General features: G+C 46.8%; 21 protein-coding genes and 1 riboswitch. Of the genes, 8 read left to right on the top strand and 13 right to left on the bottom strand.

The features are described from left to right. The first annotated feature begins 143 nt into the window (after positions 1-143). Positions 144-665 carry a hypothetical protein gene (locus ACFI6J_RS05970; protein WP_156085707.1) on the top strand — a complete coding sequence of 174 codons (522 nt, stop codon included), beginning with the start codon at positions 144-146 and terminating at the stop codon, positions 663-665. 73 nt (positions 666-738) lie between these two features. Here ACFI6J_RS05970 and ACFI6J_RS05965 read toward each other — a convergent pair whose 3' ends face one another. Further along, positions 739-1959 (bottom strand): acyl-CoA dehydrogenase family protein, encoded by a 1221-nt coding sequence (locus ACFI6J_RS05965; RefSeq protein ID WP_156085708.1) that lies wholly within the window; start codon positions 1957-1959, stop codon positions 739-741. Between the two features lie 213 nt (positions 1960-2172). Between ACFI6J_RS05965 and ACFI6J_RS05960 the strand changes: the two genes are divergently transcribed. From ACFI6J_RS05960 to ACFI6J_RS05945, 4 genes are all read left to right on the top strand, one after another. Then, complete coding sequence (locus ACFI6J_RS05960) at positions 2173-3096, top strand: LysR family transcriptional regulator (RefSeq protein ID WP_156085709.1); 924 nt, start codon at positions 2173-2175, stop codon at positions 3094-3096. A gap of 137 nt (positions 3097-3233) precedes the next feature. Then, complete coding sequence (locus ACFI6J_RS05955; protein ID WP_014947788.1) at positions 3234-3995, top strand: MBL fold metallo-hydrolase; 762 nt, start codon at positions 3234-3236, stop codon at positions 3993-3995. A gap of 212 nt (positions 3996-4207) precedes the next feature. After that, positions 4208-5593: a YcjX family protein gene (locus ACFI6J_RS05950; protein ID WP_156085710.1), complete on the top strand. Its 1386-nt coding sequence runs from the start codon at positions 4208-4210 to the stop codon at positions 5591-5593. 2 nt (positions 5594-5595) lie between these two features. Then, complete coding sequence (locus tag ACFI6J_RS05945) at positions 5596-6690, top strand: YcjF family protein (RefSeq protein WP_156085711.1); 1095 nt, start codon at positions 5596-5598, stop codon at positions 6688-6690. 98 nt (positions 6691-6788) lie between these two features. Here the strand turns inward: ACFI6J_RS05945 and ACFI6J_RS05940 are convergent, their stop codons facing one another. From ACFI6J_RS05940 to hemC, 11 genes are all read right to left on the bottom strand, one after another. Continuing rightward, positions 6789-8015, bottom strand: a complete 1227-nt coding sequence (locus ACFI6J_RS05940) for a threonine/serine exporter family protein (RefSeq protein WP_014947791.1) — start codon at positions 8013-8015, stop codon at positions 6789-6791. A 229-nt stretch (positions 8016-8244) separates the two neighbouring features. Then, entirely contained in the window at positions 8245-9378 is a 1134-nt protein-coding gene (gene thiH / locus ACFI6J_RS05935; protein ID WP_156085712.1) for a 2-iminoacetate synthase ThiH, read from the bottom strand. Next, the gene (locus ACFI6J_RS05930) at positions 9375-10145 is read right to left on the bottom strand and encodes a thiazole synthase (RefSeq protein ID WP_061438943.1); all 771 of its coding nucleotides are present in this window, start codon (positions 10143-10145) and stop codon (positions 9375-9377) included. Before ACFI6J_RS05930 ends, thiH begins: the two co-directional genes overlap by 4 nt. Before the next feature lies 1 nt (position 10146). Beyond that, complete coding sequence (gene thiS / locus ACFI6J_RS05925) at positions 10147-10356, bottom strand: sulfur carrier protein ThiS (protein WP_131137848.1); 210 nt, start codon at positions 10354-10356, stop codon at positions 10147-10149. After that, a complete protein-coding gene (locus tag ACFI6J_RS05920) occupies positions 10353-11147 on the bottom strand; it encodes a HesA/MoeB/ThiF family protein (protein ID WP_156085713.1) in 795 nt (264 codons plus the stop codon). Before ACFI6J_RS05920 ends, thiS begins: the two co-directional genes overlap by 4 nt. Continuing rightward, positions 11140-12741, bottom strand: a complete 1602-nt coding sequence (gene thiE / locus ACFI6J_RS05915; RefSeq protein ID WP_156085714.1) for a thiamine phosphate synthase — start codon at positions 12739-12741, stop codon at positions 11140-11142. Before thiE ends, ACFI6J_RS05920 begins: the two co-directional genes overlap by 8 nt. Beyond that, positions 12738-14657 carry a phosphomethylpyrimidine synthase ThiC gene (gene thiC, locus ACFI6J_RS05910; RefSeq protein ID WP_462585787.1) on the bottom strand — a complete coding sequence of 640 codons (1920 nt, stop codon included), beginning with the start codon at positions 14655-14657 and terminating at the stop codon, positions 12738-12740. Before thiC ends, thiE begins: the two co-directional genes overlap by 4 nt. A gap of 274 nt (positions 14658-14931) precedes the next feature. Next, a riboswitch (TPP riboswitch) is annotated at positions 14932-15043 on the bottom strand. A 111-nt stretch (positions 15044-15154) separates the two neighbouring features. Then, positions 15155-16330 (bottom strand): heme biosynthesis HemY N-terminal domain-containing protein, encoded by a 1176-nt coding sequence (locus ACFI6J_RS05905; protein ID WP_039226928.1) that lies wholly within the window; start codon positions 16328-16330, stop codon positions 15155-15157. After that, positions 16327-17499: a uroporphyrinogen-III C-methyltransferase gene (locus ACFI6J_RS05900; RefSeq protein WP_156085716.1), complete on the bottom strand. Its 1173-nt coding sequence runs from the start codon at positions 17497-17499 to the stop codon at positions 16327-16329. The genes ACFI6J_RS05905 and ACFI6J_RS05900 overlap by 4 nt, the downstream gene beginning before the upstream one ends. Continuing rightward, a complete protein-coding gene (locus tag ACFI6J_RS05895) occupies positions 17500-18231 on the bottom strand; it encodes a uroporphyrinogen-III synthase (RefSeq protein ID WP_014947800.1) in 732 nt (243 codons plus the stop codon). Between the two features lie 63 nt (positions 18232-18294). Beyond that, the gene (hemC, locus tag ACFI6J_RS05890) at positions 18295-19233 is read right to left on the bottom strand and encodes a hydroxymethylbilane synthase (protein WP_156085717.1); all 939 of its coding nucleotides are present in this window, start codon (positions 19231-19233) and stop codon (positions 18295-18297) included. A gap of 196 nt (positions 19234-19429) precedes the next feature. Between hemC and ACFI6J_RS05885 the strand changes: the two genes are divergently transcribed. Continuing rightward, the gene (locus tag ACFI6J_RS05885) at positions 19430-20491 is read left to right on the top strand and encodes a GGDEF domain-containing protein (protein WP_049587575.1); all 1062 of its coding nucleotides are present in this window, start codon (positions 19430-19432) and stop codon (positions 20489-20491) included. A 194-nt stretch (positions 20492-20685) separates the two neighbouring features. Here the strand turns inward: ACFI6J_RS05885 and ACFI6J_RS05880 are convergent, their stop codons facing one another. Next, positions 20686-21357, bottom strand: coding sequence for an alpha/beta hydrolase (locus ACFI6J_RS05880; protein WP_014977932.1), 672 nt, complete (start codon positions 21355-21357; stop codon positions 20686-20688). A 208-nt stretch (positions 21358-21565) separates the two neighbouring features. Between ACFI6J_RS05880 and gmk the strand changes: the two genes are divergently transcribed. Both gmk and rpoZ read left to right on the top strand, forming a co-directional pair. After that, entirely contained in the window at positions 21566-22207 is a 642-nt protein-coding gene (gene gmk / locus ACFI6J_RS05875; protein WP_014947804.1) for a guanylate kinase, read from the top strand. Between the two features lie 169 nt (positions 22208-22376). Next, on the top strand, positions 22377-22649 hold the full coding sequence (gene rpoZ, locus ACFI6J_RS05870; RefSeq protein WP_156085718.1) for a DNA-directed RNA polymerase subunit omega: 273 nt from the start codon (positions 22377-22379) through the stop codon (positions 22647-22649). Positions 22650-22759: the final 110 nt, after the last annotated feature.

The raw sequence follows: 22759 nt of genomic DNA, 5'->3' as shown, positions 1-22759 counted from the left end.
AAATGCGGCTTAGGCCGCATTTTTTGTTTGTGATCCTTCTTTAATGAAACAGTTTTCCTAGACTCTTAATTTAAATTTTTATTAATTGATTAAAATTGCACCAGTTGCTATTGTTTTAAAACGTTCAGAAGATGGAGTTTCAAATGAATAAACACTTAAACAAAGTGTTCCCAAATGCCATTAAGTTGACAGTACTAACGTTAGGTATTTTTCTTGGCGGCCACCTCGCCGCACATACCGATAAACAAAACTACGAAACAATTGACGTAGTGGGTGAGAAAACTTCTCCCCAACTGAAGCGTGCATTCGACAAGCAGCGTTTCGAGTTCCTAGAGTTGTATAACAGCATTAATGAGGTCGCAAAGTTCGACGTAATCTGTAAATACCACAAGCCAATTGGAAGCCAAATTGCCCGTAAAAGTTGCGAACCGCGCTATGTGAAAGACTTTCGTTCAATGATGATGCAAGTCTCGTCTACTGGCCCGGGAATTGATTTGAACCGCTTACCCAGTGATGATCATATTCGCTTTCTTACTAACGACACGAGAGAAGAGGCATTCGAGCACGTTGCAGCGTTGATTGCCACCCATCCAGAATTATTTGATAGCTTTACTAAACTAGACGCTATTCACCAGCGCATTGAGCAGCGCGAAGAAGGCAACTAGCGCTGTCCAGTTTAGCTGTTTAACCTATAAAAAATGCGGCTTAATGAAGCCGCATTTTTCTTTTCAATTATAACTACTGATATTTCTTAAGCTCTAGTCGTGACACCATGCCTTTATGCACTTCGTCAGGGCCATCAGCTAAGCGAAGGGCTCTTGCACCAGCGGCAAATCGCGCTAGTGGGAAGTCGCTACACATACCCGCACCGCCGTGAATTTGTAGTGCCATATCCACCACGCTTTGTAGCATATTCGGCACCACCACTTTAATGGCAGATATTTCGGTCATAGCGTGCTTTACGCCTAAGTTGTCAATTTTCCAAGCGGCGTGGAGCGTGAGTAAACGCGCTTGCTCAATAGCCATGCGAGCATCGGCCACGCGTTCTAAGTTGCCACCTAAGCGTATGATTGGTTTACCAAACGCAACCCGTTCGTGACCGCGTTTAAGAGCAAGCTCTAGCGCTTTTTCTGCCATGCCGATAGCGCGCATGCAGTGGTGAATACGGCCTGGGCCCAAACGCCCTTGTGCAATAGCAAAGCCTTTGCCTAAACCCATAATTAGGTTGTCTTTGCTCACTCGCACATTATCGAAATGCATTTCCCCGTGGCCGTAAGGCGCATCGTAATCGCCGTAGGCATCTAGCATGCGCTTAATGGTAATTCCCGGTGTATCAAGCGGCACTACGACCATACTGTGGCGACTGTGCTTGTCGTTATCGGGGTTAGATAAGCCCATGAATATAGTTATAGCAGCATTAGGATGGCCTAACCCTGTCGACCACCACTTTTTACCGTTAATGACTACGTTATCGCCATCTTCAATAATGGTGGCAGCCATATTGGTGGCGTCAGACGAAGCAACATCAGGCTCTGTCATACCAAACACTGAGCGTATTTCACCTGCCAGCAATGGTTTAAGCCATTTCTCTTTTTGGGCGCCGCTGCCGAAGTGATACAGCACTTCCATATTGCCGGTATCAGGCGCATTACAGTTAAAAATCTCTGGTGCAAAGAGGTATTTTCCCATGCGCTCTGCCATAGGCGCATATTCAAGCGTGGTAAGGCCCTGGCCTAGCTCGGCATCGGGTAAAAACAGGTTGGCTAATCCTGCTTCACGCGCTTTAGCTTTAAGCGCTTCAGTACCAGGGTGCAGCTTCCAGCTTTTCCAGTCGCCGTGATTATTCTCTTTGTGGTGAAAGTCGTAAACTTCATCTTCAATTGGCGCTATATGCTCGGCTATAAAATTATCGAGCTTCTCTAGTAAGGCTTTGGTTTTGTCGTTATGTGAAAAATCCATAGGGCACCTTTTAACATTCGTTGAATTTGTACTAAATAAATATAGAGAGTATTTGCTTCACATCTCGCACTTCGGTCGCCGCAAGTTAAAATGTAGGGGCTGTCTCTAAAGCGTGCGATAACTGTTTGTTAAACGCATAGTAGAGAAAGTTGTTTAGTGAATGAAATGAAATATAATCCTTAAATGGTGTGAATTTCATTCATGGTAGTGGCAATGTTCGAAAACAGACAATTCGAGAAGTTGGATCTAAACCTGCTAAAGGTTTTTGAAGCGCTTTGGCAGCATAGGAATATGACCCGCGTAGCTGAAGCGCTTCACATTACGCCATCGGCCGTTAGCCATGCCATGCGCAGGTTTAGGGATATTTTGGGCGACCCACTTTTTGTTAAAGAAAAACAAAGCATGTTGCCTACTGCGGCCTGCGAACGGTTAGCGCCCGCTATTCTTAAAGCCCTAAGCGATATCCGAAAAGCATTAGGGGAGTTTACCGACTTCGACCCGTTACATAGCCATCAGCGCTTTGTTATTGCCATGCAAGAGTCTCTTGAATTAGGCGTTTTACCTGTTCTGCTTTCAACCCTTGAAAAACAAGCTCCTAACGTTGAAATAGTAAGCACTCGCTTACATCGAGATGTAATGTTGGCAGACTTAACAAATCGAAACCTCCACCTTGTTATTGATATTGGTCGCGCTGTTGCTGCGCCCATCTCTCACTCTCTATTGCGTCGCGACACCTACAAGGTGCTTATGAATAAGCAAAACCCGTTGGCACAAAATATAGATAAGAAGAAGTATGTGGCGGCACGCCATATAACGGTGTCGAACCGGGCAAAAGGGGCGTCGGTAGAAGAAATTGCGCTGCAGCAGCTAGGTATAAGCCGTCCTTCATTATGGCGTTGCCAAAACTATCGCGCCGCGGCAGATGTGGTGGCTAGCACTAACGCTTTGTTAACTTTGCCAGGCTCTGTGGCTGATGCGGTAAGCGATGATAACCTGATTAGCACCAAGCTGCCGTATCAGCTACCTGCGTTGGAAACACACCTTTACTGGCATAGCCAGCAGGAAGGCGAGCCCGGGCTAATGTGGTTACGCAATTTAATGCTACACTTGTTCGCTGAATCTGGTCTTACCAGATAGGTTCTGATAGGATTCAGCGCTATAGGCATTATCACGCAGCCCACACTTTGCCAGCGATTAGCGGGGTTTAGTGCTAGCGTACATGAGGTATGTCAGATACCGTGGTTGGCGCGTGTTTTGGTGAAAAGGAAGCAGTAATGAATATTCACACACTTGCAGGCTACATACAGCATATTTATCTTGTTGAAGACAGCAAGGGGTTGCTATTGCTTGATGGCTGTAGCCGCGCCGATGTAGACAACGTGTGTCGATACATTACGCAAACCTTAGGTCGTCCGTTAAGTGACTTAAAGCTGATTGTGGTTACACACATGCACCCAGATCACGCCGGAGGCGCCATTAAACTACGTGAACGTACTGGTGCGCAGGTGGCATCTCATCCCAAAGCGATTAATTGGTATGCTGGGTTTGCTGGGCGTACTGCTCACGGCATAGATTTGTTGCTAACCTGGTGGGTGGCCAATCGTATTGGCAAGCCAAGAATGCCTATTTGGTACAATCCAATACTAGCGCCAGATATGACGCTTGCCGACAATCAGTTACTGCCCGGTTTTCCTGACTGGCAGGTTATGTACACGCCGGGTCATACCGACCACGATTTAACGCTAAAGCACATTCCCACGCAGCAGGCTTACATTGCCGATGTATTGGTACAGGTGAAAGGTGAACTAGTACCGCCATATCCGTTATGTCACCCAAACCAATACCGCGAAAGCTTAAAGAAGCTGGCCCAGTCACATATTGATACATTCTTTTGTGCTCACGTTCCGCCCACCAAAAAATCGGATATCGATTTTGAACACGTTATTGAAAACGCGCCGCGAAAACCTAAGAATCACTGGCATTCCAGTAAAAATCGCATAAAGAAAAAGCTATTCAATAAGACTCGCGAGCATTAGTTTATTAGCCGTCGTTAGCGTTACTTATTTACGAAGCGGCGTGTTTAGCTGGCACTGCCCTTGCTTTTCCCCCTTAATAACCACATTAATCCTATAGGCATATCTATAATAACGAGAGGGCAATAATGTATAGGCCGCACTCTCTGGATATTATTTTTAAAGGTTTAGGTTTAAGGGAATAGGAACTGCAAAGGCAGAATACAAACAAAATAATGCAAAAAAATATCGCTACGCTTTTTGACAAGACTCGGGCAATGGCGTCGCTAACTGGCGACAAACTTAGCAGTGTGTTTAACAAAGAAACCCACCGATTCACCATTACCGGGCTAAGTCGAAGCGGTAAATCTATGCTGTTCACCAGCCTTATCACTATGCTGAAAAGCCGTAGTGAAGAGGGCTATGCGTGTTTACCTTTGCTACGTTATTTGCCGCCATCCCAAGTGCTTGATATGCGCATAGAGCCCATTGAAGGCTACAAACCGTTCCCGCATATACATAACATTGCTGATCTTGAAAACGGCCAGTGGCCTAAAGCCACCGAAGAAGCATTCGGTTTTAAGCTGGTGGTGCGTTTAAAAGAAACCGCCTCATTGAAGCGTCATGTATTGCCTCATAGCGATGTGGTGTTTGAGTTTATCGATTACCCTGGAGAATGGGTGACCGACATTCCCATGCTAAGTAAAACCTATGCTCATTGGTCAGACTCTGCGTGGGCTCAGCTTAGCAGTGGGCCGCAGCAGTATTTTGCCAACCAGTGGAAAGCGTTTGTTAATCAGTTTGATTTTGAGCAAGAGCCAACCGAACAGCGTATTCAGCTGCTGGTTAATGCCTATCGCGATTATTTAGTAGAAGCGAAGGCCAACGGCATCTCGCTTCTTCAACCGGGCAGTTTTTTATTGGAATCGAGCGACTTCGATTGGCAGGCCTTTGGTTTTGCGCCGCTTCCGTCTAGCATCACCAGCGATGTATCACATCCTTGGTTTAAAATATTCGACAAGCACTTTGCTAAATTCCAAAGTGGGTGGTTAACGCCGCTAAAGCAGTCCATTTTCAAGGAAACCGACAAACAAATTATTCTAGTCGATTTGTTTGAAGGGCTTAACCACAGCAGACAGCATTTGTATCAGTTAAAAGAAACTCTGAGTCATTTGGCCGACACCTTTGTGTACGGGCAAAGCACGTGGTTTTCACGCAATGTGCTGAAAAAAGAACAAATAGGCAGAGTGGCGTTTGTTGCCACTAAGTCTGATCTTGTGCCTGTAAGTCAGCGCGCTAACTTACTTAATTTACTTACCCAAATTACCGAAGGAGCCAGAGCACGGTTCGATGGTAAACCCATACAATTCGAGCATTTTTTAGTGTCTAGCATGCAAGTAACCGACGAAGGTAGTAACGACGATGCTATTCGTTATAAAGACACTGATGGCCGCTATGTAGAATCTACGTTCGAACCTATTCCCAGCACACTGAAAGAGATGGAAGAGGGCAGCCATTTTCCAGTACCTGATGTGAGTGTGCCTAGTGATTTTAAGGCGCGTATTTTAGCGGGTAAGGGCGTAGATAGATTGCTTCAGTTTTTACTGGGCAAAGGAGAGTAAGAATGAGCGATAAACCTTATACATTTGACGAAAGCCCAGAAGAAACAAGCCAGTCTACGCTAAGACGCGATGCAATTTACGGCGATGCCGGTGAGGAAGATCAGCATAATGCGGTGACTGGATATGGTAAACCTAATAACGACAATGAAAGTGATGCGGTAACAAAACCGCAGTACAAAACCAAAGTTAAAACACAAACCTTAGACATAGCGCAGCCTGAAACCAAACTTCCGCAACAAGTTACCGAGGATGTATGGGAAGTGGATACTAAAAAAGGTGGCCTGTCGTTAGGTGCGGCAACATTAGGGTTTGGCGTTGTTTCATTAATTGGCTTTTTCGTTTTTGAAGCTTATACCACCCTTGCGGCAAACGTTTCTGAGCACCCCATCGGTACAGGTGTACTAGGCGCGCTATTAGTTGGGTTTGTTAGCTGCTTTAGCTTTTTGAGTTTTAAAGAGTGGCGAGGCTACAAGCAAGTAAATACGGCGATGGAAGATGCAAGCGTTATCCGAGACTTGCTGGCTAGCAAGGGAGCAGAGCCTTCAGCGAAACAAAAGCCTTCAGCGCAAACAGAAGCATCGCCACAGAAAATTGATCGCGTGCTAAGCCAGCACGGCAAACGCTTTTCGCGGGGCTCTTACGCAGCGCATTGTTTCGACCGTTATAAGCAGCAGCTTCAAGATGACATGACAGGCTCAGAAAGATTAGGCCTGTACGAAGACACGGTACTAAAACCGGTTCAGGAAAAGGCGCACAAGGTGCTGAATAAAGAGTCGGTGACCGCCGGAAGCCTTGCGTTTATAAGCCCAAATAATCTTATTCAAACTTTTGCTGTGGTATGGATTAGCTTTCGTACCATTCGTCGTATGGCCCGCGTGTATGGACTAAGGCCAAGTACAGCAGGGAACTGGAAGTTGCTTAAAGTGTTGGCGCAAAACATTGCGGCGCAAGGCGTGTTTGACTTAGCTACCGACGAAGTTGCCAATCAAATTGGCGGCAGCTTGTCGGCGAAGTTTATGGAAAATTCTGCTGAAGCGATTGCTGCAGGTGCGCTCAACGCCCGTTTAGGGCGAGCGTTGATCAAGTTACTTAAATAGCGCGTCTTGCCTGCTTGTTAGGCTGCGGTAGTGATTTTGCGCAGCCTAGTGGCACCAGCCGAGCTCTAGCGTGAAACCCTTAGGTTATTGTATTAACGTTATAGTGCCTTTTTGGTGGGCACCACCACGTTAGCAAAGATTAATCCCGCCACTAGCGACATAAAAATAAGAAATACTTCCTGTCCCAAATGGTCTGCCTTCACAAAGTCTTGGCCCGTCATAAACGAGTTCAAGCCAATATAGGTCTTAGACCCCGGCACCAGCACTATAAGTCCGTGCATAGCCACAATGGTCGCGGGTTGGTTAGCAATGCGGGTGAACGCATTAGCAAAAATGCCTAACGCAAATGCACCCACGAATGCACCTAGCCCAGGGCTCATGTAGTCAGAGCTCCATGCGGTAGCACTGTAGGCAATAAATGCTGCTGCCAATGCCCATGGAATGTGTTTAATACGCGTTCTGAATATCGCAACTAGGGCAATACACAGCAAGAATACCGCTAGCCAAGTAGCCCAGTAAGGCAGCGACTCTGCAGGGGTATACACGTTTTCACCAAACGCACTAAAGCCCACTGACACACCCAAAAAAGCACCGAAATATAGCTTAAACAGCTGCATGATGGCGTCCATAGTACGAGCCGTGCCCGACACCATATTTCGCGATGAAAGCTCGGCAAGGCCCATTGTCAGCGCTAGTCCGGGTACAAATACAATCACCGATGAAAGCACAACCAGCGGAATGTTAATGCCCGGGTCAACGTATTGACCAATAGCACAGGCAAGAATGCCGCCAACGAACGCGGTGACAGGCTCTAGCATCAAGTTTACGCGTTTAGACTGCTGTGCCCATAAGGTCCAAAGATAAGCCACAATACCCAAGGCACCCGACCAGCCAATTTCACTCCAGCTCGCACCCATTAGCATAGCAAACGCGCCGGTGGCCATAGCAAAGGCAACGCCTGTAACCCATTTACCATAAGGGCTGCCCATGGCATCTATTTCATTTAAGCGCTTGTCAGCTTCACTTAAGGTTAATTTGCCCGACAGCAGTTCACTGGCCAATTCATCGGTGAGCGACAACGCGTTCATGTCTAGTTCACCAGGAAGCAAACGCGCAGCGTGGTTATATTCGTCTTCGTGACGGTCACTCCAGATAACAAAAGTCAGTGAAGTTGGCGTTGAAATAAATGAAGCGTGTACGCCTAAATACTTAGCGACTTCACCTAGGTAAGCTTCAAGACGGAACGCAGGGGTACCGTACTTGTGCAGCATTTTGCCTAGCTTCACTATAAATCTACGAATTTGAATAAATTCAACGGTATCCAACGCACTGCCCTTTAGTTTTGATAAATCTAATATGAGATAAATGAGACAAAAAAGCCAGACGCATAGGTAAAGTGTCTGGCTAAAATTTGGGCGGATTGTACGGAGGGTTTTGCACGAAAGCAAAACAAATTTTCTCTTATTTTCCCTTACAAAAACTAATCGATTAATCCATTAAAAGTGCGCTCTTTTAGCGCGAGTCTCCAAACGAAAAATACAGGTATTTTTGCGCTTAAACACGTTCTGTAAACGGCATCCAGTCTTTCCATACGGGCTCCAATCCTTTCATTGAAAGTGCGCTCACGACATCTGATACAGATCGGTTGTCGTCAATATCGAATTGATTTAACGCTTTCGATGGGGCGCTGTAACCGCCAGGCTGTGTTTGCGAGGCTGCACTCATAGACGTTATGCCAAGCGGCATTACGCCATCCCGAAATACCGCCGACTCTCGGGTAGACAGCGAGAGTTCTGCTTGCGGGTTAAAAATGCGGTGGGCGCATATTAGCTGCAGCAGATCTCGCTCGTTAGGGAGTTTACTGTTGGTGTGGGCATTGCCCCCGGTGCTGTTACCTTCACAGCTACGAAGGCGCGGAAAAGCAATGGATACACGGCTTTGCCAGTAGTGTTGCTGTATTAACTTGCCGTGAAGGGCGGTCATGGCGCTATCAACCCGCCAGTCGCCTAAACCCAGTAGTGCGCCAATGCCTATTTTATCAATGCCGGCTTTTCCTATGCGATCGGAGGCTTCTAAGCGCCATAAAAAGTCCTGTTTTTTACCTCGAGTGTGGTAATTAGTGTAGTGCTGCGGTGAGTAGGTTTCTTGATACACTAACACTGCGTCTAAGCCCAGGTGCTTCAAGGTTTCATATTGCTCACGCTTTAAAGGTTGTACCTCCATCATAAGGTAGCTCACCTTTTCGCGAATGGCGCTTAGTGTTTGCTCAAAATATTCCATCCCCACTTTGGTTTCATGTTCGCCAGTAACCAGCAATACCTGTGAAAAGCCTAAATCTTTGATGGCTTCAATTTCGGTCAATACTTCGCTTATAGACAGGGTTTTGCGCTTTATTTTGTTGCTCATGGTAAAGCCGCAATAGGTACATTCGTTGGCACACAAGTTTGACAAATACAAAGGCACAAACAGCTGCATGGTATTGCCAAAGCGATGGCGAGTCATTGCTTTAGCGCGATAGGCCATGGCTTCTAAGTACTTAGCGCCAGCGGGAGAGATCAGTGCCATGAAGTCGTCTAAAGAAAGTGTATCTTTACCTAGCGCTCGTTCTACGTCGCCTGCTGTTTTGCTGTTTATCGACATAGCCACATGCGACAAGTCTTGCTGCATTAATGCCTGCGCTACCTTCATACCGCCGGCTCCAAAAAGGCGGTAAGCGGGCTAGAGGCTTGGGCAAAACTGCTGGTAGCACCAAGTCCAGCTTCAAAGGCTTTTCGCCCCGTTTCTACGGCGCTTGCGAAAGCTGCTGCCATAGCAACTGGGTCCTTAGCCGTGGCGATGGCCGTATTTACCAGTACCGCGTCTACTCCCAGTTCCATGGCCGCCATAGCTTCGCTTGGCTTACCAATGCCTGCATCTACAATGACGGGTATCGACGCTTGCTCAACAATAATTTGCAAAAAGGGTTTGGTTTGTAAACCCTGATTACTGCCAATAGGCGCGCCCAATGGCATAACGGCAGCGCAGCCTACCTCTTCTAAGCGTTTACATAAAACGGGGTCTGCTCCGCAGTAAGGCAAAACGTGAAACCCTTTTTTAACCAGTGCCTCTGCGGCAAGCAGGGTTTCGATGGGGTCGGGCAACAAGTAGCGTTGGTCTGGATGAATTTCCAGCTTCACCCAAGGGCTACCTAATGCTTCATAAGCAAGTTCAGCGGCGAATATGGCTTCTTTAGCGTTCTTAGCTCCCGACGTATTCGGCAAAAGCGTAACGCCCAATGCTTTTAATGCCGAAAGCGTTTCATCTTGTGAGCTATGGCTGGCGACACGCTTCATTGCCAAGGTCACCATGCTGCTCTTGGCTGCCTGTACCGCGCTTTTCATGGTGTCTGGGTTACTAAATTTGCCAGTGCCAGTTAACAGGCGGGAAGGGAAGGTGTGATTTGCGAGTGTTAGCATTTTAGCCTCCTGCCACTAGGGTAAATATATCCACGGTATCGTTGTTACTTAAATACGTCGTCGGCCATTCTTGCTTGCTGATAATGGCGGCATTCTTGGCAACGGCAGTGCCTTCGTCTTTCAATTGTTTAAGGGCAATTAATTCACTAAGTGATATAGGAGAAATCACGCTCATTGGTTGATTGTTCACGTTAATGTTAATTTGGGTCATTGGCATACCTCACAAGAAGAAGAGGGGGAAAGCTTGAAACTTTGCAGCGTGCCTTGGCCTGCATGGGCGTTTACGTAGTGGCCCCATTTAATATCGGCATCGAAGCCTCTTGCCAGAAATAACAAGGCTTGGGTAGCTTGGTGGCATGCTGCCATGCCTACTACGGGGCCCAGTACACCTTTGCTAACGCAATCTTCGCGTACGGCAACATTATTCACTAAACACTCGTAGCAACCGCAGGTGGCTGAGTTTTGAGGCAAGTTCAGCGCTTGCCAGGTAAGCCCACTGGCTGCGGCAATAAAAAGCGGAATAGAGGCGCGAAATGACGCCAGGTTTATCTGTCTTCGTACCGTCAGGTTGTCGGTACAATCCAGTACGCAGGTGGCTGATGCAATCAAGGTTGGTAAGTTGTTACTATCAGCAAATAAGCTTTTAAACTGTATGTTTAAATGCGAGTTCACTTTACGCAACTCATTGTAAAGCGACTTGGCTTTAAGCTCGCCTAGGTGCATTTCGTTGTAGCTTATCTGGCGCTGCAAATTACTAATGTCGACGGTGTCACCATCTATAAGTGTAATGTTGCCCACGCCTGCGCCTGCTAAATAGCGCGCGGTTAAGCTGCCCAATCCACCTAAGCCAACGATAACAGCGTGTGCACTCGCCAAATTAAGCTGTCCGTCGTGATCGATGCAATCGAGTAAAAGTTGTCTGCTGTAGCGACGTATATCCTGATGCGCTAACTGCTGGCCCACTGAGTGACTAAGTGAATGAGTAGCTGAATGACTAAGCAAACCCAGCCTCCTGAACCAATGCTTGGTAGGCTTTTAGCGGGTGTGCTGCCTGAGTGATTGCACTTACCACAGCAATGCCGTTAACGCCGGTTTTAGCTACATCGCCTATGCGCGATAAGTTAATACCACCAATAGCAACGGTGGGAATGCCATCGCAAAGCTGCACATACTTTTCTAAACGTGCTACACCTTGGGGCTTCGAAGGCATGTCTTTGGTATTGGTGGGGAAGATATGACCAAGGGCAATGTAAGTCGGGTTTAAAGCGCGAACACGTTGAATTTCAGCGAAGCCGTGCGTCGATATTCCAAGCCGTAAACCCGCACTGCGGATGGCGTTTAGGTCTGCGGTGTCGATATCCTCTTGCCCCAAGTGCACACCGTAAGCCCCGAGTTCTATGGCCAGCTCCCAATAGTCATTAATGAATAATTGGCAGTCGGTGTGTTTCACCAATTCTATTGCCTCTTTTATTTGCTGACGAATGTCTTCTTGGGAGCCTTGCTTAACCCGCAGCTGCATGATTTTTACGCCCGTTGGCCAGAGGCGGGCTATCCATTGCACACTATCCACTACAGGGTAGATGCCTAAATGAGTATGAGTAAGTGCAGGAAAATGAGCTTCTTTACAAGACGAGGCTTCAAGAAGGGTATCCTTATCCCGCTCTTTTTCATTAGCAGTGGCGCCACGTTGCTGAAAGGTCACCAGCGGAAAGCTCTCTGGTTTTGCGGGAAAGCCGTTGGTTCGTGCAAAGTAGGCGGTTAATTCGTTACTTATGGCGTTTGCGTTAGCCGCTGCGCATTGCTTTGGTAGTGTATGGTTGCGAACTTCGCTGACGTAAGCATTAGCAAGAGTAAGTGCGTCTTCAATGCAGTAGTCGTGCACAATGAATGCCGCTAATGCGCTGGCTAACATGCAGCCTGTGCCGCGAAGGTTGCCGTTAGCGTATTTCGGCTGGCTAAAACGAAGAGTGTGAGAGGCGCAAACAAAAATATCGCTCACGTTTTTTTGCCAGTGGGCGTGACCGCCCTTAACGTAAACGCTCTTTGCGCCTTTACCCCTTAGCCGATTGATTGCAGTTAGCAAGCTCGCTTCATCGACAACAGGCAAATGGGTGAGCCACGCAAGCTCATCGATATTTGGCGTAACGATATCTACCGTATTCAACAGTTCGTCAACTACGCTTTCGCTTAACTCACTCAGCACGCCACCTGACGAGGTAGACAGCACAGGGTCCCATACAACGAAGGGGCGAGGGTTAGATGTTTTTTGAATACGTGCACACAACAACAGCGCTTGCTCATCATTAGCAATAGCGCCAATTTTAATAGCGCGTGGTGGGGTATCTTCAAACAGCACCTGCCACTGTTGATTCAATGCCGACGCGCACATGCTTTCCTTACTAAGCATGATTGAGTTGGACTGCACGGTAAGCTGTGTAGTGAGCACACAAGCATGGATGTTCAGATCGGCCAATGTAATGGCGTCGCGGGTAACGCCCGCACCACCGCTACAGTCAACACCTCCCACACACCACACCACAGGAAGTGCAGTGGTGAGGTTGTTGGATGCAGGGCTTATGGACGCTTTCGCCATCATGGTAGCTCTACCTTGCTATCTGCAGTGTGATAAAGCTCTGCGCCAGACTGGTTGAATGCCTGGGCCATCTCTTTCATACCTTTTTCTTTCTCAAACTTTTGCTGCTCTGCTTGTTTAGCCACATCGCGCACTTCCTGAGAAATTTTCATACTGCAAAATTTAGGGCCGCACATAGAGCAGAAATGCGCAACTTTGCCAGACGCCTGCGGCAAGGTTTCATCGTGATAAGCGCGCGCGGTATGAGGGTCGAGAGCTAAATTGAACTGGTCTTCCCATCTGAATTCAAAGCGAGCTTTCGACATGGCGTTGTCGCGAATTTGTGCACCTGGGTGGCCTTTTGCCAAGTCGGCAGCGTGGGCTGCAATTTTGTAGGTGATCAGCCCCTGTTTAACGTCTTCTTTGTTAGGTAGGCCTAAATGCTCTTTAGGTGTTACATAGCACAGCATTGCGCAGCCATACCAACCAATCATGGCGGCACCTATACCTGAAGTGAAGTGATCATAGCCAGGAGCGATATCGGTGGTGAGGGGGCCAAGGGTATAAAACGGTGCTTCGTGGCAGTGCTTAAGCTGCTCTTCCATGTTCGCTTTAATCATATGCATTGGCACATGTCCCGGGCCTTCAATCATTACCTGAACATCGTACTCCCATGCAATTTTCGTCAGCTCTCCAAGGGTACGTAATTCAGAGAATTGCGCGTCGTCGTTAGCGTCAGCTACGCTACCAGGGCGCAGGCCATCACCTAGCGACAGCGCAACATCGTACTTAGCGCAAATTTCGCAAATATCGTGAAAGTGCTCATACAGAAAGCTTTGTTGGTGGTGGCTTAAGCACCACTTTGCCATTATCGAACCGCCGCGCGATACAATGCCGGTTACCCGCTTTGCGGTAAGGTGTACGTACTCAAGCAGCACGCCAGCGTGAATGGTGAAGTAGTCTACGCCTTGTTCGGCTTGCTCAATTAGGGTGTCTTTAAACATGTCCCACGTTAGATCTTCGGCTACACCGTTTACTTTTTCTAGCGCTTGATAAATGGGGACGGTGCCAAGAGGAACTGGACTGTTTCGCAGCAGCCACTCTCGGGTTTCGTGAATGTTTCTGCCGGTAGATAAATCCATGATGGTATCGGCGCCCCAGCGCGTTGACCACACCAGCTTTTCTACCTCTTCTTCAATAGACGAGGTTACTGCTGAATTACCAATGTTTGCGTTAATCTTTACTAGAAAGTTACGCCCTATAATCATTGGTTCTAACTCGGGGTGATTGATGTTGCATGGAATAATGGCGCGGCCTGCGGCCACTTCCTGGCGTACAAATTCAGGCGTGATGGTATCGGGTAAATTCGCACCAAAGTGTTCGCCTTTGTGCTGCTGCGTCAGTTCGGCATCTTTAATGGCTTGGCGCCCCATATTCTCGCGAATGGCAATGTATTCCATTTCAGGGGTAATGATGCCCTGCCTTGCGTAGTGAAGCTGGGTAACGTTTTTGCCTGCTTTTGCTTTTAGTGGTTTGCGGCTGCGAATAAAGCGGAAGTCTTCGGTAAATATGTCGTTTTCACGCTCTTTTGCAAAGCTTGACGAAACGCCCTCTAATTCAAGGGTATCGCTACGCTCTTCAATCCACTTTTGGCGAAGCGGAGCTAGGCCTTTGTGCACATCTATGTTTTCTTGTGGGTCGCCGTAGGGGCCTGAAGTGTCGTAAACAGGAATTGGCGGATTTGGTTCTAAAATAGGGTTGTCTTCTGTTCCACCCACTAAACTGTCGTGTTGGTGAATAAGGCGCATGGCCACACGAATATCGTCACGGCTGCCACACTCGTAGTGGCGTGTTGAATTTGGGTAAGCTTCGCCCGCAAGTTCATTAATGAATTGTTGTGCTTGTTGTGCTTGTTGGCGCTGTTCGCGTCTGTTCGACATAGCATTTTACCTTGTAAATTTAGGTTCTAAAAATGCTTGTCAGGAGTGAAGGAGAATACAAAGTGTAAGTGTAGAAGGGGATAATCCCGTTACTTTAGCGAGATTGTTGGTAAAGGTTCTGGTGATTGCAGCCCTTTACACCGTTGATGATGACTTGGCGATAAACTTAAACAGTTTACCTTGAGTGACGAGCAGCACCGTAATGGGTGTGTTTGTATCATCAACAGCAAAACAACTTCGCTTCACAACGCTAAATCACGATTTAACATTGTGCACATTGTATTTTCTTGTTCCCTTCGCAGGTATTAGCCTGATCAGGTTCTACGGATCCCACTTTCGCGGTCTCAGCTTACTGGATTAACAGTGAAGCACTCCGACAAGTTGTTTAAGTCAATTCGGGTTGTGGTTGAAACAACCCGAATTGAGAATTCCTTTTTACTATATCTTCAATTTTACGGGTAATACAAGTACTACCAGAAAGCTAAATGAATATTCATCTAGCTTGCTAGCTGCTGACCTTCCTTGTAAAGCTGAAGTGCAGTGGCTGTGTCGTGCTTGCGTTCGCTAATTGCAGACAGCAGCAATAAGTCTTCTTTGCGCGACTTCATTTTAGTGGCTTTAAGCAGGGCTTTTTCCGCCAACACATCATCGCCGGAATTGAATGCAACTTGGCCTAGCGTGGAGTATAGCGACACGTTTTCTTCGTCTTGCTTTATCCAGCTTTCAAGCAGTCGTAGTGATGGCGATGCATCAGGAATATTAAGCTGCGTGAACAGCGGAAACAGGGCGCTATTCGGGCCACGTTTTTGCCATTCAACTAGCAAATTCTGTGCGTCGGCATGCATACCTTGGTCAAGCAACTGTTGAATGTAGGCCGCGCGGTAAGCATCGTCGTGACGAAGCTTACGAGGTAGGGTTTCCCAATACGATTTAAGCTCGACAGCGCCTTGTTTGCTGGCAATTTCGGCAAACTTACCCTTGGCGATGCGCTGGCTCCATGTAGTGTAGTCTGCTTTGGGCAATGCTTTACGCCAGCCTGACAAATTCTCTTGAAGTACTTGCCATTTACCTAGCTTGGCAAGAATTTGCGCTTTTAACTGCACAACTTGCTTGTTTTCACGCTCTTGCTCGTCAAGCTCGTTAAGTTTCTCTAATGCCGCATCGTATTTTTCTTCAGCCATATCAATACGCGCGTGCATGACCGTTGCGGCTACTTTCGCTTTTGGAAAGTCAGTTGCCTGAACAAGGAAATAACGGGCTTTGGCTAAATCGTTATTGGCAAAAGCAATTTGCGCTGACGCCAAATAGTTAACGCCTTCGAAATCGCCGTTGGTGGTTTTGCTTAGCGCCTTTTGAGCCGTATCAAAATCACCTGCAGCCATTGCGTGTAAGCCGTCGTAAAACGCACGCTTACGTTTGCGCTCACCTAAGGTGCCGAACCATTTATGTGAACCTGTGATCAGGCTTAACGCCCACAATACCAGTCGAGATAGTACGTACCAGGCAATGACGGCACCTATCACTAAAATACAAAAGCTAATCACCGTCATTTCAACAGCGGTGTTACCCAGTGATATTAGTACGTAGCCCTTATCGCCTAACAACATTGGGCCAACAATTAGTGCAACAACGAATGCGGCTAATACCGCAAGGGCAATAGCTAACCATTTCATAGTGCACTTGCTCCTTGTCCGAACACCTGCTTAACGCGGCTATCCAATAAACGCTCTAGCGGTTTTTGTGACGCTAGCTCTGTAGGTATTGGGCGCGATACATCGGTAGCAATGAGGTTTTGTAGTGCATCTACAAAACCCGTTACCTGGCTTTTTTCGGTGTCGAACTTTTCAATAATTAACGTTTGAGCGTATTGAAGCGACTGGTTGTAAAGCCCTGCATCGCCCTGAAGCGCGGCGGTTTGCGCGTGCATAAGCTGCAGACGAAGCTGCTCTTTTGCTAGGAACTGGGCTTCTAGTGAAAGCACCGGTTCAACCGGGCCCTCAATAGTTTTTATAGTAAGAAAATCGTTCACCAGTGAACGCCACACCTTTGCAAGGTTCTCTTGCCAGTCGTCAGCAGACTCCGATAAGGTTGTGTCTTCTGCATTGGCGTCTTCTGGTTTTTCGAAGGTATCAAGTGGCAATTTGTCAATTTGAGCAATCATACCCGTAAGCGCGAGAGCGATGGAACTTTGTGATACAGGGTTGAGCTGTTGTAAGGTTTGAATATCTTCTGCAAGGTTTGCGCGAACCGGAAGTACCGATGGGTCGGCCAATGACTTTAAGCGTTTATCTGCGTTAACTAGCAGCAAAATTGCTGTGCGTACGTCGTTTTCTAACCAAAGCTTTCTGCCTGCCATGCGAACTAAGTAATCAGCTTCAGCAATGAGCCAGTCTGCCGGGCGGCGACCTTCCATATTATTTAGTTGTTCAAGAGTCGATTCAGCTTGCAGCGTCAGCTTTTCGTTTTGCGCTTTTAACTCGGCTACCGTGCTTTCTAACGTCTGGTTGGTGCGAGCTACTTTGTCGATAGAGGCAACAAGACCAGCGCGCTCACGCTCAATAGTGTTTAGCTGAGAGGTCGTCGTTTGAAGTGCAGATTCAGAGTCCTTGCTTGCCGACTGTTGCTGCATGTAATACCAGTAACCTGCGCCAGCCATACCAAGCACAATAAGGAAAAGGATGATTACAACAAACCACAGTAGACCATTTCCCGACGATTTCTTTTTAGCAGCACCCGATGGTGTTGATTCACTGTGCGTGGCAGAAGATTCGATAACGTCTTTTTTAGCTTCCACTTTCACGAGTTCCTCTTTTTGTGGGCTACTTTCATTGTTGTTGGCCATTCAATACTCCCAGTTATCCTTTACCCAGGCGATGAGTGCCTGATCGGTGGCTCGCTGACAAACCGCTACCTCTTTAATGCCTTGGCTAGTAAGGGTTTTGGCAATTCGGTCGCTCACTGTTAACCATTTAATAGATTTAAGTGCTTGGCCAAATTGCGCAATTAGTTGCAGTGCCATTGCTTCGCTTGTAGCGATAATGCCGCTAACTTCGCCCATTTTCCACCGTTTTGTGTAAATTGGGCTTGTAAGTTGCTCTCTCTTATAAACGCAAAAGCTATTCACTAAAATACCTTTTTCGTCTAATCCAGTGGCTATGGCGTCGCGCCCACCTTCACCCTTAATGATAACGACATGCTGACAGTTTGCCTCATTAAGTTGGTGCATTGCCAGTATACCTTCGGATGTATGGGCTTCGGGAATAGCAACCTGCGCCGATGAAAACGCCTGAAGTCCCGCTTGTAATTTTCGTGCAGTGGCATCGCCCACAGCTATGATCAATGGTAATTCGTTAGCCGTTTCGCGTAAGCCTTCAATAACGGTGTCTACAGCATATACGCTGGTAACAACAATTGCGTTTACTGCATTTGACGCTAAAAATTCTGCAGCAGCTTTTCTTTCAGACGAAATATCAATGATGTTAGACGTGGCAACGCCTACCGCGTCAATTCCGGCTTTTTCAAAGGCAGAAGCACTTGCTTTTAACTTTGGCAGTGGGCGTGTAAACAGCAACATACTATCGAATTTTCATCCTTTTATTTTACTGCGTAAACCTGCACGCATTCGACAAACTATAACTTAGTTATAAAGCGCCTTTAAGATTTCACCGGCACCTTGCTCAAGAAGGGATTCCGCTACTTCAACACCAATATCTGCGGCTTTTTCTCGCGACGCTGTAGCAGAAGCAAAGAGCAGTTCTGAACCATCTGGCTTACCAACCATGCCGGTTAGTGTCAGCACATCGCCATCAAGCGTGGCAAAGCTACCAATAGGTACTTGGCAGCCGCCTTCCAATCTCTCGTTCATGGCGCGTTCCGCAGTAACGCGTGTATTGGTGTCCGTATGGTTCAGCGCCTGTAGCAACTTAATTAGCTCTTCATCGTCGTTACGGCACTCAATACCTACGGCACCTTGTCCAACGGCGGGTAGTGAAATATCAGCGGGTAACGGCATGCGAATACGAGATTCCATTTCAAGGCGAATAAGGCCAGCAGAAGCTAAGATAATGGCGTCGTACTCATCTGCGTCTAGCTTGGCTAGACGAGTATTCACGTTTCCGCGCAGGTCCTTGATGATAAGGTCAGGGCGATACTTGCGAATTTGGCACTGTCTGCGAAGGCTAGACGTACCTACTACTGCGCCCTGGGGTAGGGCATCTAAACTGTCGTGGTTATTTGAAACAAAAGCGTCGAACGGGTTTTCTCGCTCACAAATAGCGTGAAGGCCAAAACCTTCAGGAAATTCAACCGGTACGTCTTTCATAGAGTGCACGGCAATATCGGCACGGCCTTCAAGCATGGCAATTTCAAGCTCTTTTATGAAAAGTCCTTTACCACCAATTTTCGCCAGAGGTGTATCTAAAATTTTGTCGCCCTGCGTGCTCATAGGCACAAGCTCAACGGTCATTGACGGATAATGCTCCAACAATTTTGCCTTCACATACTCTGCTTGCCAAAGCGCTAAAGCACTTTTTCTAGTAGCAATTCGAACGGTGCGGGTAGTGTTGAGGTGACTCATGGCTATTCCAAACTATATTAAAAGAAACTAAAACGATGTATCACAAAACGTCATACGATATACCCCGTAGTATACGCATTTTCTGTATTAATGTTTGAAATTAGGCGCAGTTTTCTCCTTGGTTATTATTAGACATTCAGTCTATGCTGAAAGGAATAATGGTCAATTAGTTTTAAATGCGGAGATAAGTCTTTTTATGGACAGTTCGTCGTTGCGTCAATTACTTAGAAGTGCTCAGCAAGATGAAGCGGAAGCAAAACGAAGGCGCTTAACGCTATATTTCATATCTTATGTTGGTGGCACCATTATGGCGTTTATGGCGTGGATCAACATGGGCACAAACAACCCATTGCTCGTTGGAACGCTGGCGGGGTCAGCTGCTTTTGTGTACGCCAATGTGGCGTTATCCCATATGTTCCCTCGCGTCGATGTCTTCTATTATTTAGCAGGCTTAGTGGTAGCATTTACCATAAACGGCTTGGTTTATACCGGCGGGCTCAATAACACTGGGCTTTATTTTATTTTTCCCCTGCTTTTTATTCAGATAGTTGTTGTGCGTTTCAAGCCCGCCATGGTTTACGTAGCAGTAACCATGGGTATCGCTATTTTTATGCTCTACAATCAAGAAAAAATAGTGGCTGAGTACCCAGCAGAGCATGTTTCCCGCTTCTTAATCGCTACGTTCTGTTTTATTTGCGTCGCCTTTATAGGTGAAAATTTCTGGCATCAAAGCAGAAAAGAAATGCTGCGTGAAAATTTAGAGCGCATGCGTCAGGCTAATACCGATCCGCTTACAAAACTTCCTAACCGGCGATTCCTTGAGGCTGTTTTTTTTGAACGCGCAATGCAAGATCCCGGTGCTCATTTCCCTTTAAGTGCGGTGGTGGTAGATATTGACCATTTCAAAACAATCAACGATACCTATGGCCACGATATTGGTGACGAAGTGCTTATACATATCACTCGCCTAATGAAAGAAGCAGTAAGAACTACTGACGTGGTGGCAAGAACCGGTGGTGAAGAGTTTTTGGTCTTATTCCCTCATGCGACGTTGAGCCAAGCGGTAAAATTAGCAGAAAAAATGAGGAAGGTGGTTGAAGCTAACCCGTTTGTAGAAGGTGATGTTAATCACTCGATAACCGCAAGCTTTGGTGTAGCCACAGCGCTTACTGATACAAACTTGCACGCTTGTTTGAAGCAGGCCGATGACAACCTTTACAAAGCTAAAAATGCGGGGCGCAACAGAGTCGTCGAATAGTTTTGGAATAAACGTGAAATAAAGAAGAGACGGAAGGCGCGACTTTTTAATCGACAGACGTGTACCCACTCACGCTAAGAAGAAAGCTGGCTTTTGTTGCTGCACCAGCTTTTTCTTTTGTTTAAATACCAGAGGCTGTTGATCTTTATTATATGAACGTAATTTGCAGCAAGGGCCAACAGGCTCTTAAGGCATTACCCTAGAACTTTTTGAAGCCACGCACTTATGTCGTTAAGCTCTTGCATACAAACATTGTGCTGCATGGTGTAAGTCTGCCACGTGGCATTAAAGCCACTTTCGCTCAGCGTTTTGAACGCAGCATTGCCCATAAATACCGGCACCACTTCGTCTTGCTCACCATGTGCCATCATAATTGGCGTTTCGCGGTTTGTGTCTTTTGCTTCGCTTCCAAGAAGTGATGGCTCGCACATATAAGTAGATAGAGCGATAACACCTGCAAATTTATTGGCATATCTAGGTGCTAAGTGCAGAGCAATAACACCGCCTTGAGAAAATCCTGCAAGTACAATACGTTCGCTAGGAATGCCACTTTCAATTTGTGCTTCGATAAGCGCTTCTACCTGAGCAGCCGACTCTTTTACACCCTCTAAGTCCGCACGGCTTTCAAAATCTAACGATTTGATATCGTACCAAGCGCGCATTCTCATGCCGCCATTGATAGTCACAGGGCGTTCTGGAGCGTGAGGAAAGAGAAATTTAACCGCCATTGATTCGGGCAGTTTTAGCTCGGGCACAATAGGCGCAAAACCATGGCCTGAATCGCCAAGACCGTGAAGCCAGATAACGCAGGCATCAGGCGTAGTGGATGGGTTTATCTCTACGCACGGCAGAAGTTGCTGAGTCATGCTTTATTTCCTAGTTTTGGGGTCAGAGTACATTTAGGGCCAGAAAAAGTACTCTGACCCCATTAATTTTTGCTGTGGTAACCCATCGGCATAAGCTTGATGAGAGTGAACCAAGTTTTCACTATGCAATGAAAGGTACGGCACAACCGCTTAATATGCTATCATTGCCACTTGAAATCACCACATTTTGAAAGAATTTTAATACCCTATGGCTTCACTACTCGGCAACTTATTCATTCTTGCAGCTCCTTCTGGAGCAGGAAAATCAAGCCTTATAAAGGCGCTAATGGAAAAGTATGAAAGCAATACAGCTACGCCAATGCAGGTGTCTGTATCTCATACAACACGTCAACCTCGTCCGGGTGAAGTCGACGGTGTGCACTACCATTTTGTGAGTCGAGAGCAGTTTGAAGCGCTGATTGAACAGGGTGTGTTTTTTGAATACGCAGAAGTATTTGGCAATTATTACGGCACATCCCGCGTGACGATTGAACAAACTTTGCACCGTGGTATTGACGTATTTTTAGATATCGATTGGCAGGGCGCGCGCCAAGTCAAAAAGCTTATGCCAGACACATGCGGTATTTTCATTCTTCCGCCTTCACTCGACGTGCTAGAGCAGCGTTTAAATAATCGCGGTCAAGACAGTGAAGAAGTCATTGCAGGGCGTATGGCGCAAGCTGTAGCTGAAATGTCTCATTTTAATGAATTTGATAGTGTAATTATCAACGACGACTTTGCGACTGCGTTAAACGATTTGGAAGCCATCGTTACAGCACAGCGACTTCGCACGGGAAAACAACAAATGCGCCATCAAGTGCTATTGGACGAACTGCTCGGTAGCGCGTAAGCTTAACTTAACAATACGTGTTTTGTTTTAGCATCGAACGATCGCTGCATAAATTGCATGATCTGACTGCTTCAAATTCAAACAAAACGCTAGGATCGCGCCACGTATCTGTGTATACTACGCGGCCGTTTTTTGAATAACTTGCTCAACCTAATTTTCGGAGAAATACATGGCTCGCGTAACTGTAGAAGATGCCGTAGATAAAATTGGTAACCGCTTTGACCTAGTGCTTGTTGCTGCACGCCGTGCACGTCAAATTGCCACTGAAGGCAAAGATCCTATGGTTGACGTTCAAAACGATAAGCCAACTGTTACAGCACTTCGTGAAATTGAAGAAGGTTTGGTAACGGCTGCTACGCTTGAACAAGCAGAACTTCAAGCTCAAGAGCAGCAAGAACATGCTGAATTTACATCAGTAGCAAACATCCTATCTGATCAATAAAACCTCTTTTTAACGGTTTTATCGGTATTTTAGCGCCAGTGCTTTGAAAAAAGCACTGGCGCTTTACTTTTGGCGTATTGGCTTCTTGCACAATTAAACGTATTCTTAGG

Source organism: Alteromonas sp. G4i13 (assembly GCF_054960505.1).
The sequence above is the reverse complement of the archived record's forward strand: the minus strand, read 5'-3'. Positions and strand labels throughout refer to the sequence as shown.

Bases quoted from the DNA above. Each gene is read 5' to 3' on its own strand.
- ACFI6J_RS05970 (WP_156085707.1), top strand. From the start codon at position 144: ATGAATAAACACTTAAACAAAGTGTTCCCAAATGCCATTAAGTTGACA.
- ACFI6J_RS05895 (WP_014947800.1), bottom strand. From the start codon at position 18,231: ATGTTGCTGTTTACACGCCCACTGCCAAAGTTAAAAGCAAGTGCTTCT.
- gmk (WP_014947804.1), top strand. From the start codon at position 21,566: ATGGCTTCACTACTCGGCAACTTATTCATTCTTGCAGCTCCTTCTGGA.
- thiC (WP_462585787.1), bottom strand. From the start codon at position 14,657: ATGTCGAACAGACGCGAACAGCGCCAACAAGCACAACAAGCACAACAA.
- ACFI6J_RS05960 (WP_156085709.1), top strand. From the start codon at position 2,173: ATGTTCGAAAACAGACAATTCGAGAAGTTGGATCTAAACCTGCTAAAG.
- thiS (WP_131137848.1), bottom strand. From the start codon at position 10,356: ATGACCCAAATTAACATTAACGTGAACAATCAACCAATGAGCGTGATT.
- thiE (WP_156085714.1), bottom strand. From the start codon at position 12,741: ATGATGGCGAAAGCGTCCATAAGCCCTGCATCCAACAACCTCACCACT.
- rpoZ (WP_156085718.1), top strand. From the start codon at position 22,377: ATGGCTCGCGTAACTGTAGAAGATGCCGTAGATAAAATTGGTAACCGC.
- ACFI6J_RS05905 (WP_039226928.1), bottom strand. From the start codon at position 16,330: ATGAAATGGTTAGCTATTGCCCTTGCGGTATTAGCCGCATTCGTTGTT.
- hemC (WP_156085717.1), bottom strand. From the start codon at position 19,233: ATGAGTCACCTCAACACTACCCGCACCGTTCGAATTGCTACTAGAAAA.
- ACFI6J_RS05950 (WP_156085710.1), top strand. From the start codon at position 4,208: ATGCAAAAAAATATCGCTACGCTTTTTGACAAGACTCGGGCAATGGCG.
- ACFI6J_RS05885 (WP_049587575.1), top strand. From the start codon at position 19,430: ATGGACAGTTCGTCGTTGCGTCAATTACTTAGAAGTGCTCAGCAAGAT.
- ACFI6J_RS05965 (WP_156085708.1), bottom strand. From the start codon at position 1,959: ATGGATTTTTCACATAACGACAAAACCAAAGCCTTACTAGAGAAGCTC.
- ACFI6J_RS05880 (WP_014977932.1), bottom strand. From the start codon at position 21,357: ATGACTCAGCAACTTCTGCCGTGCGTAGAGATAAACCCATCCACTACG.
- thiH (WP_156085712.1), bottom strand. From the start codon at position 9,378: ATGAAGGTAGCGCAGGCATTAATGCAGCAAGACTTGTCGCATGTGGCT.
- ACFI6J_RS05930 (WP_061438943.1), bottom strand. From the start codon at position 10,145: ATGCTAACACTCGCAAATCACACCTTCCCTTCCCGCCTGTTAACTGGC.
- ACFI6J_RS05945 (WP_156085711.1), top strand. From the start codon at position 5,596: ATGAGCGATAAACCTTATACATTTGACGAAAGCCCAGAAGAAACAAGC.
- ACFI6J_RS05955 (WP_014947788.1), top strand. From the start codon at position 3,234: ATGAATATTCACACACTTGCAGGCTACATACAGCATATTTATCTTGTT.
- ACFI6J_RS05900 (WP_156085716.1), bottom strand. From the start codon at position 17,499: ATGGCCAACAACAATGAAAGTAGCCCACAAAAAGAGGAACTCGTGAAA.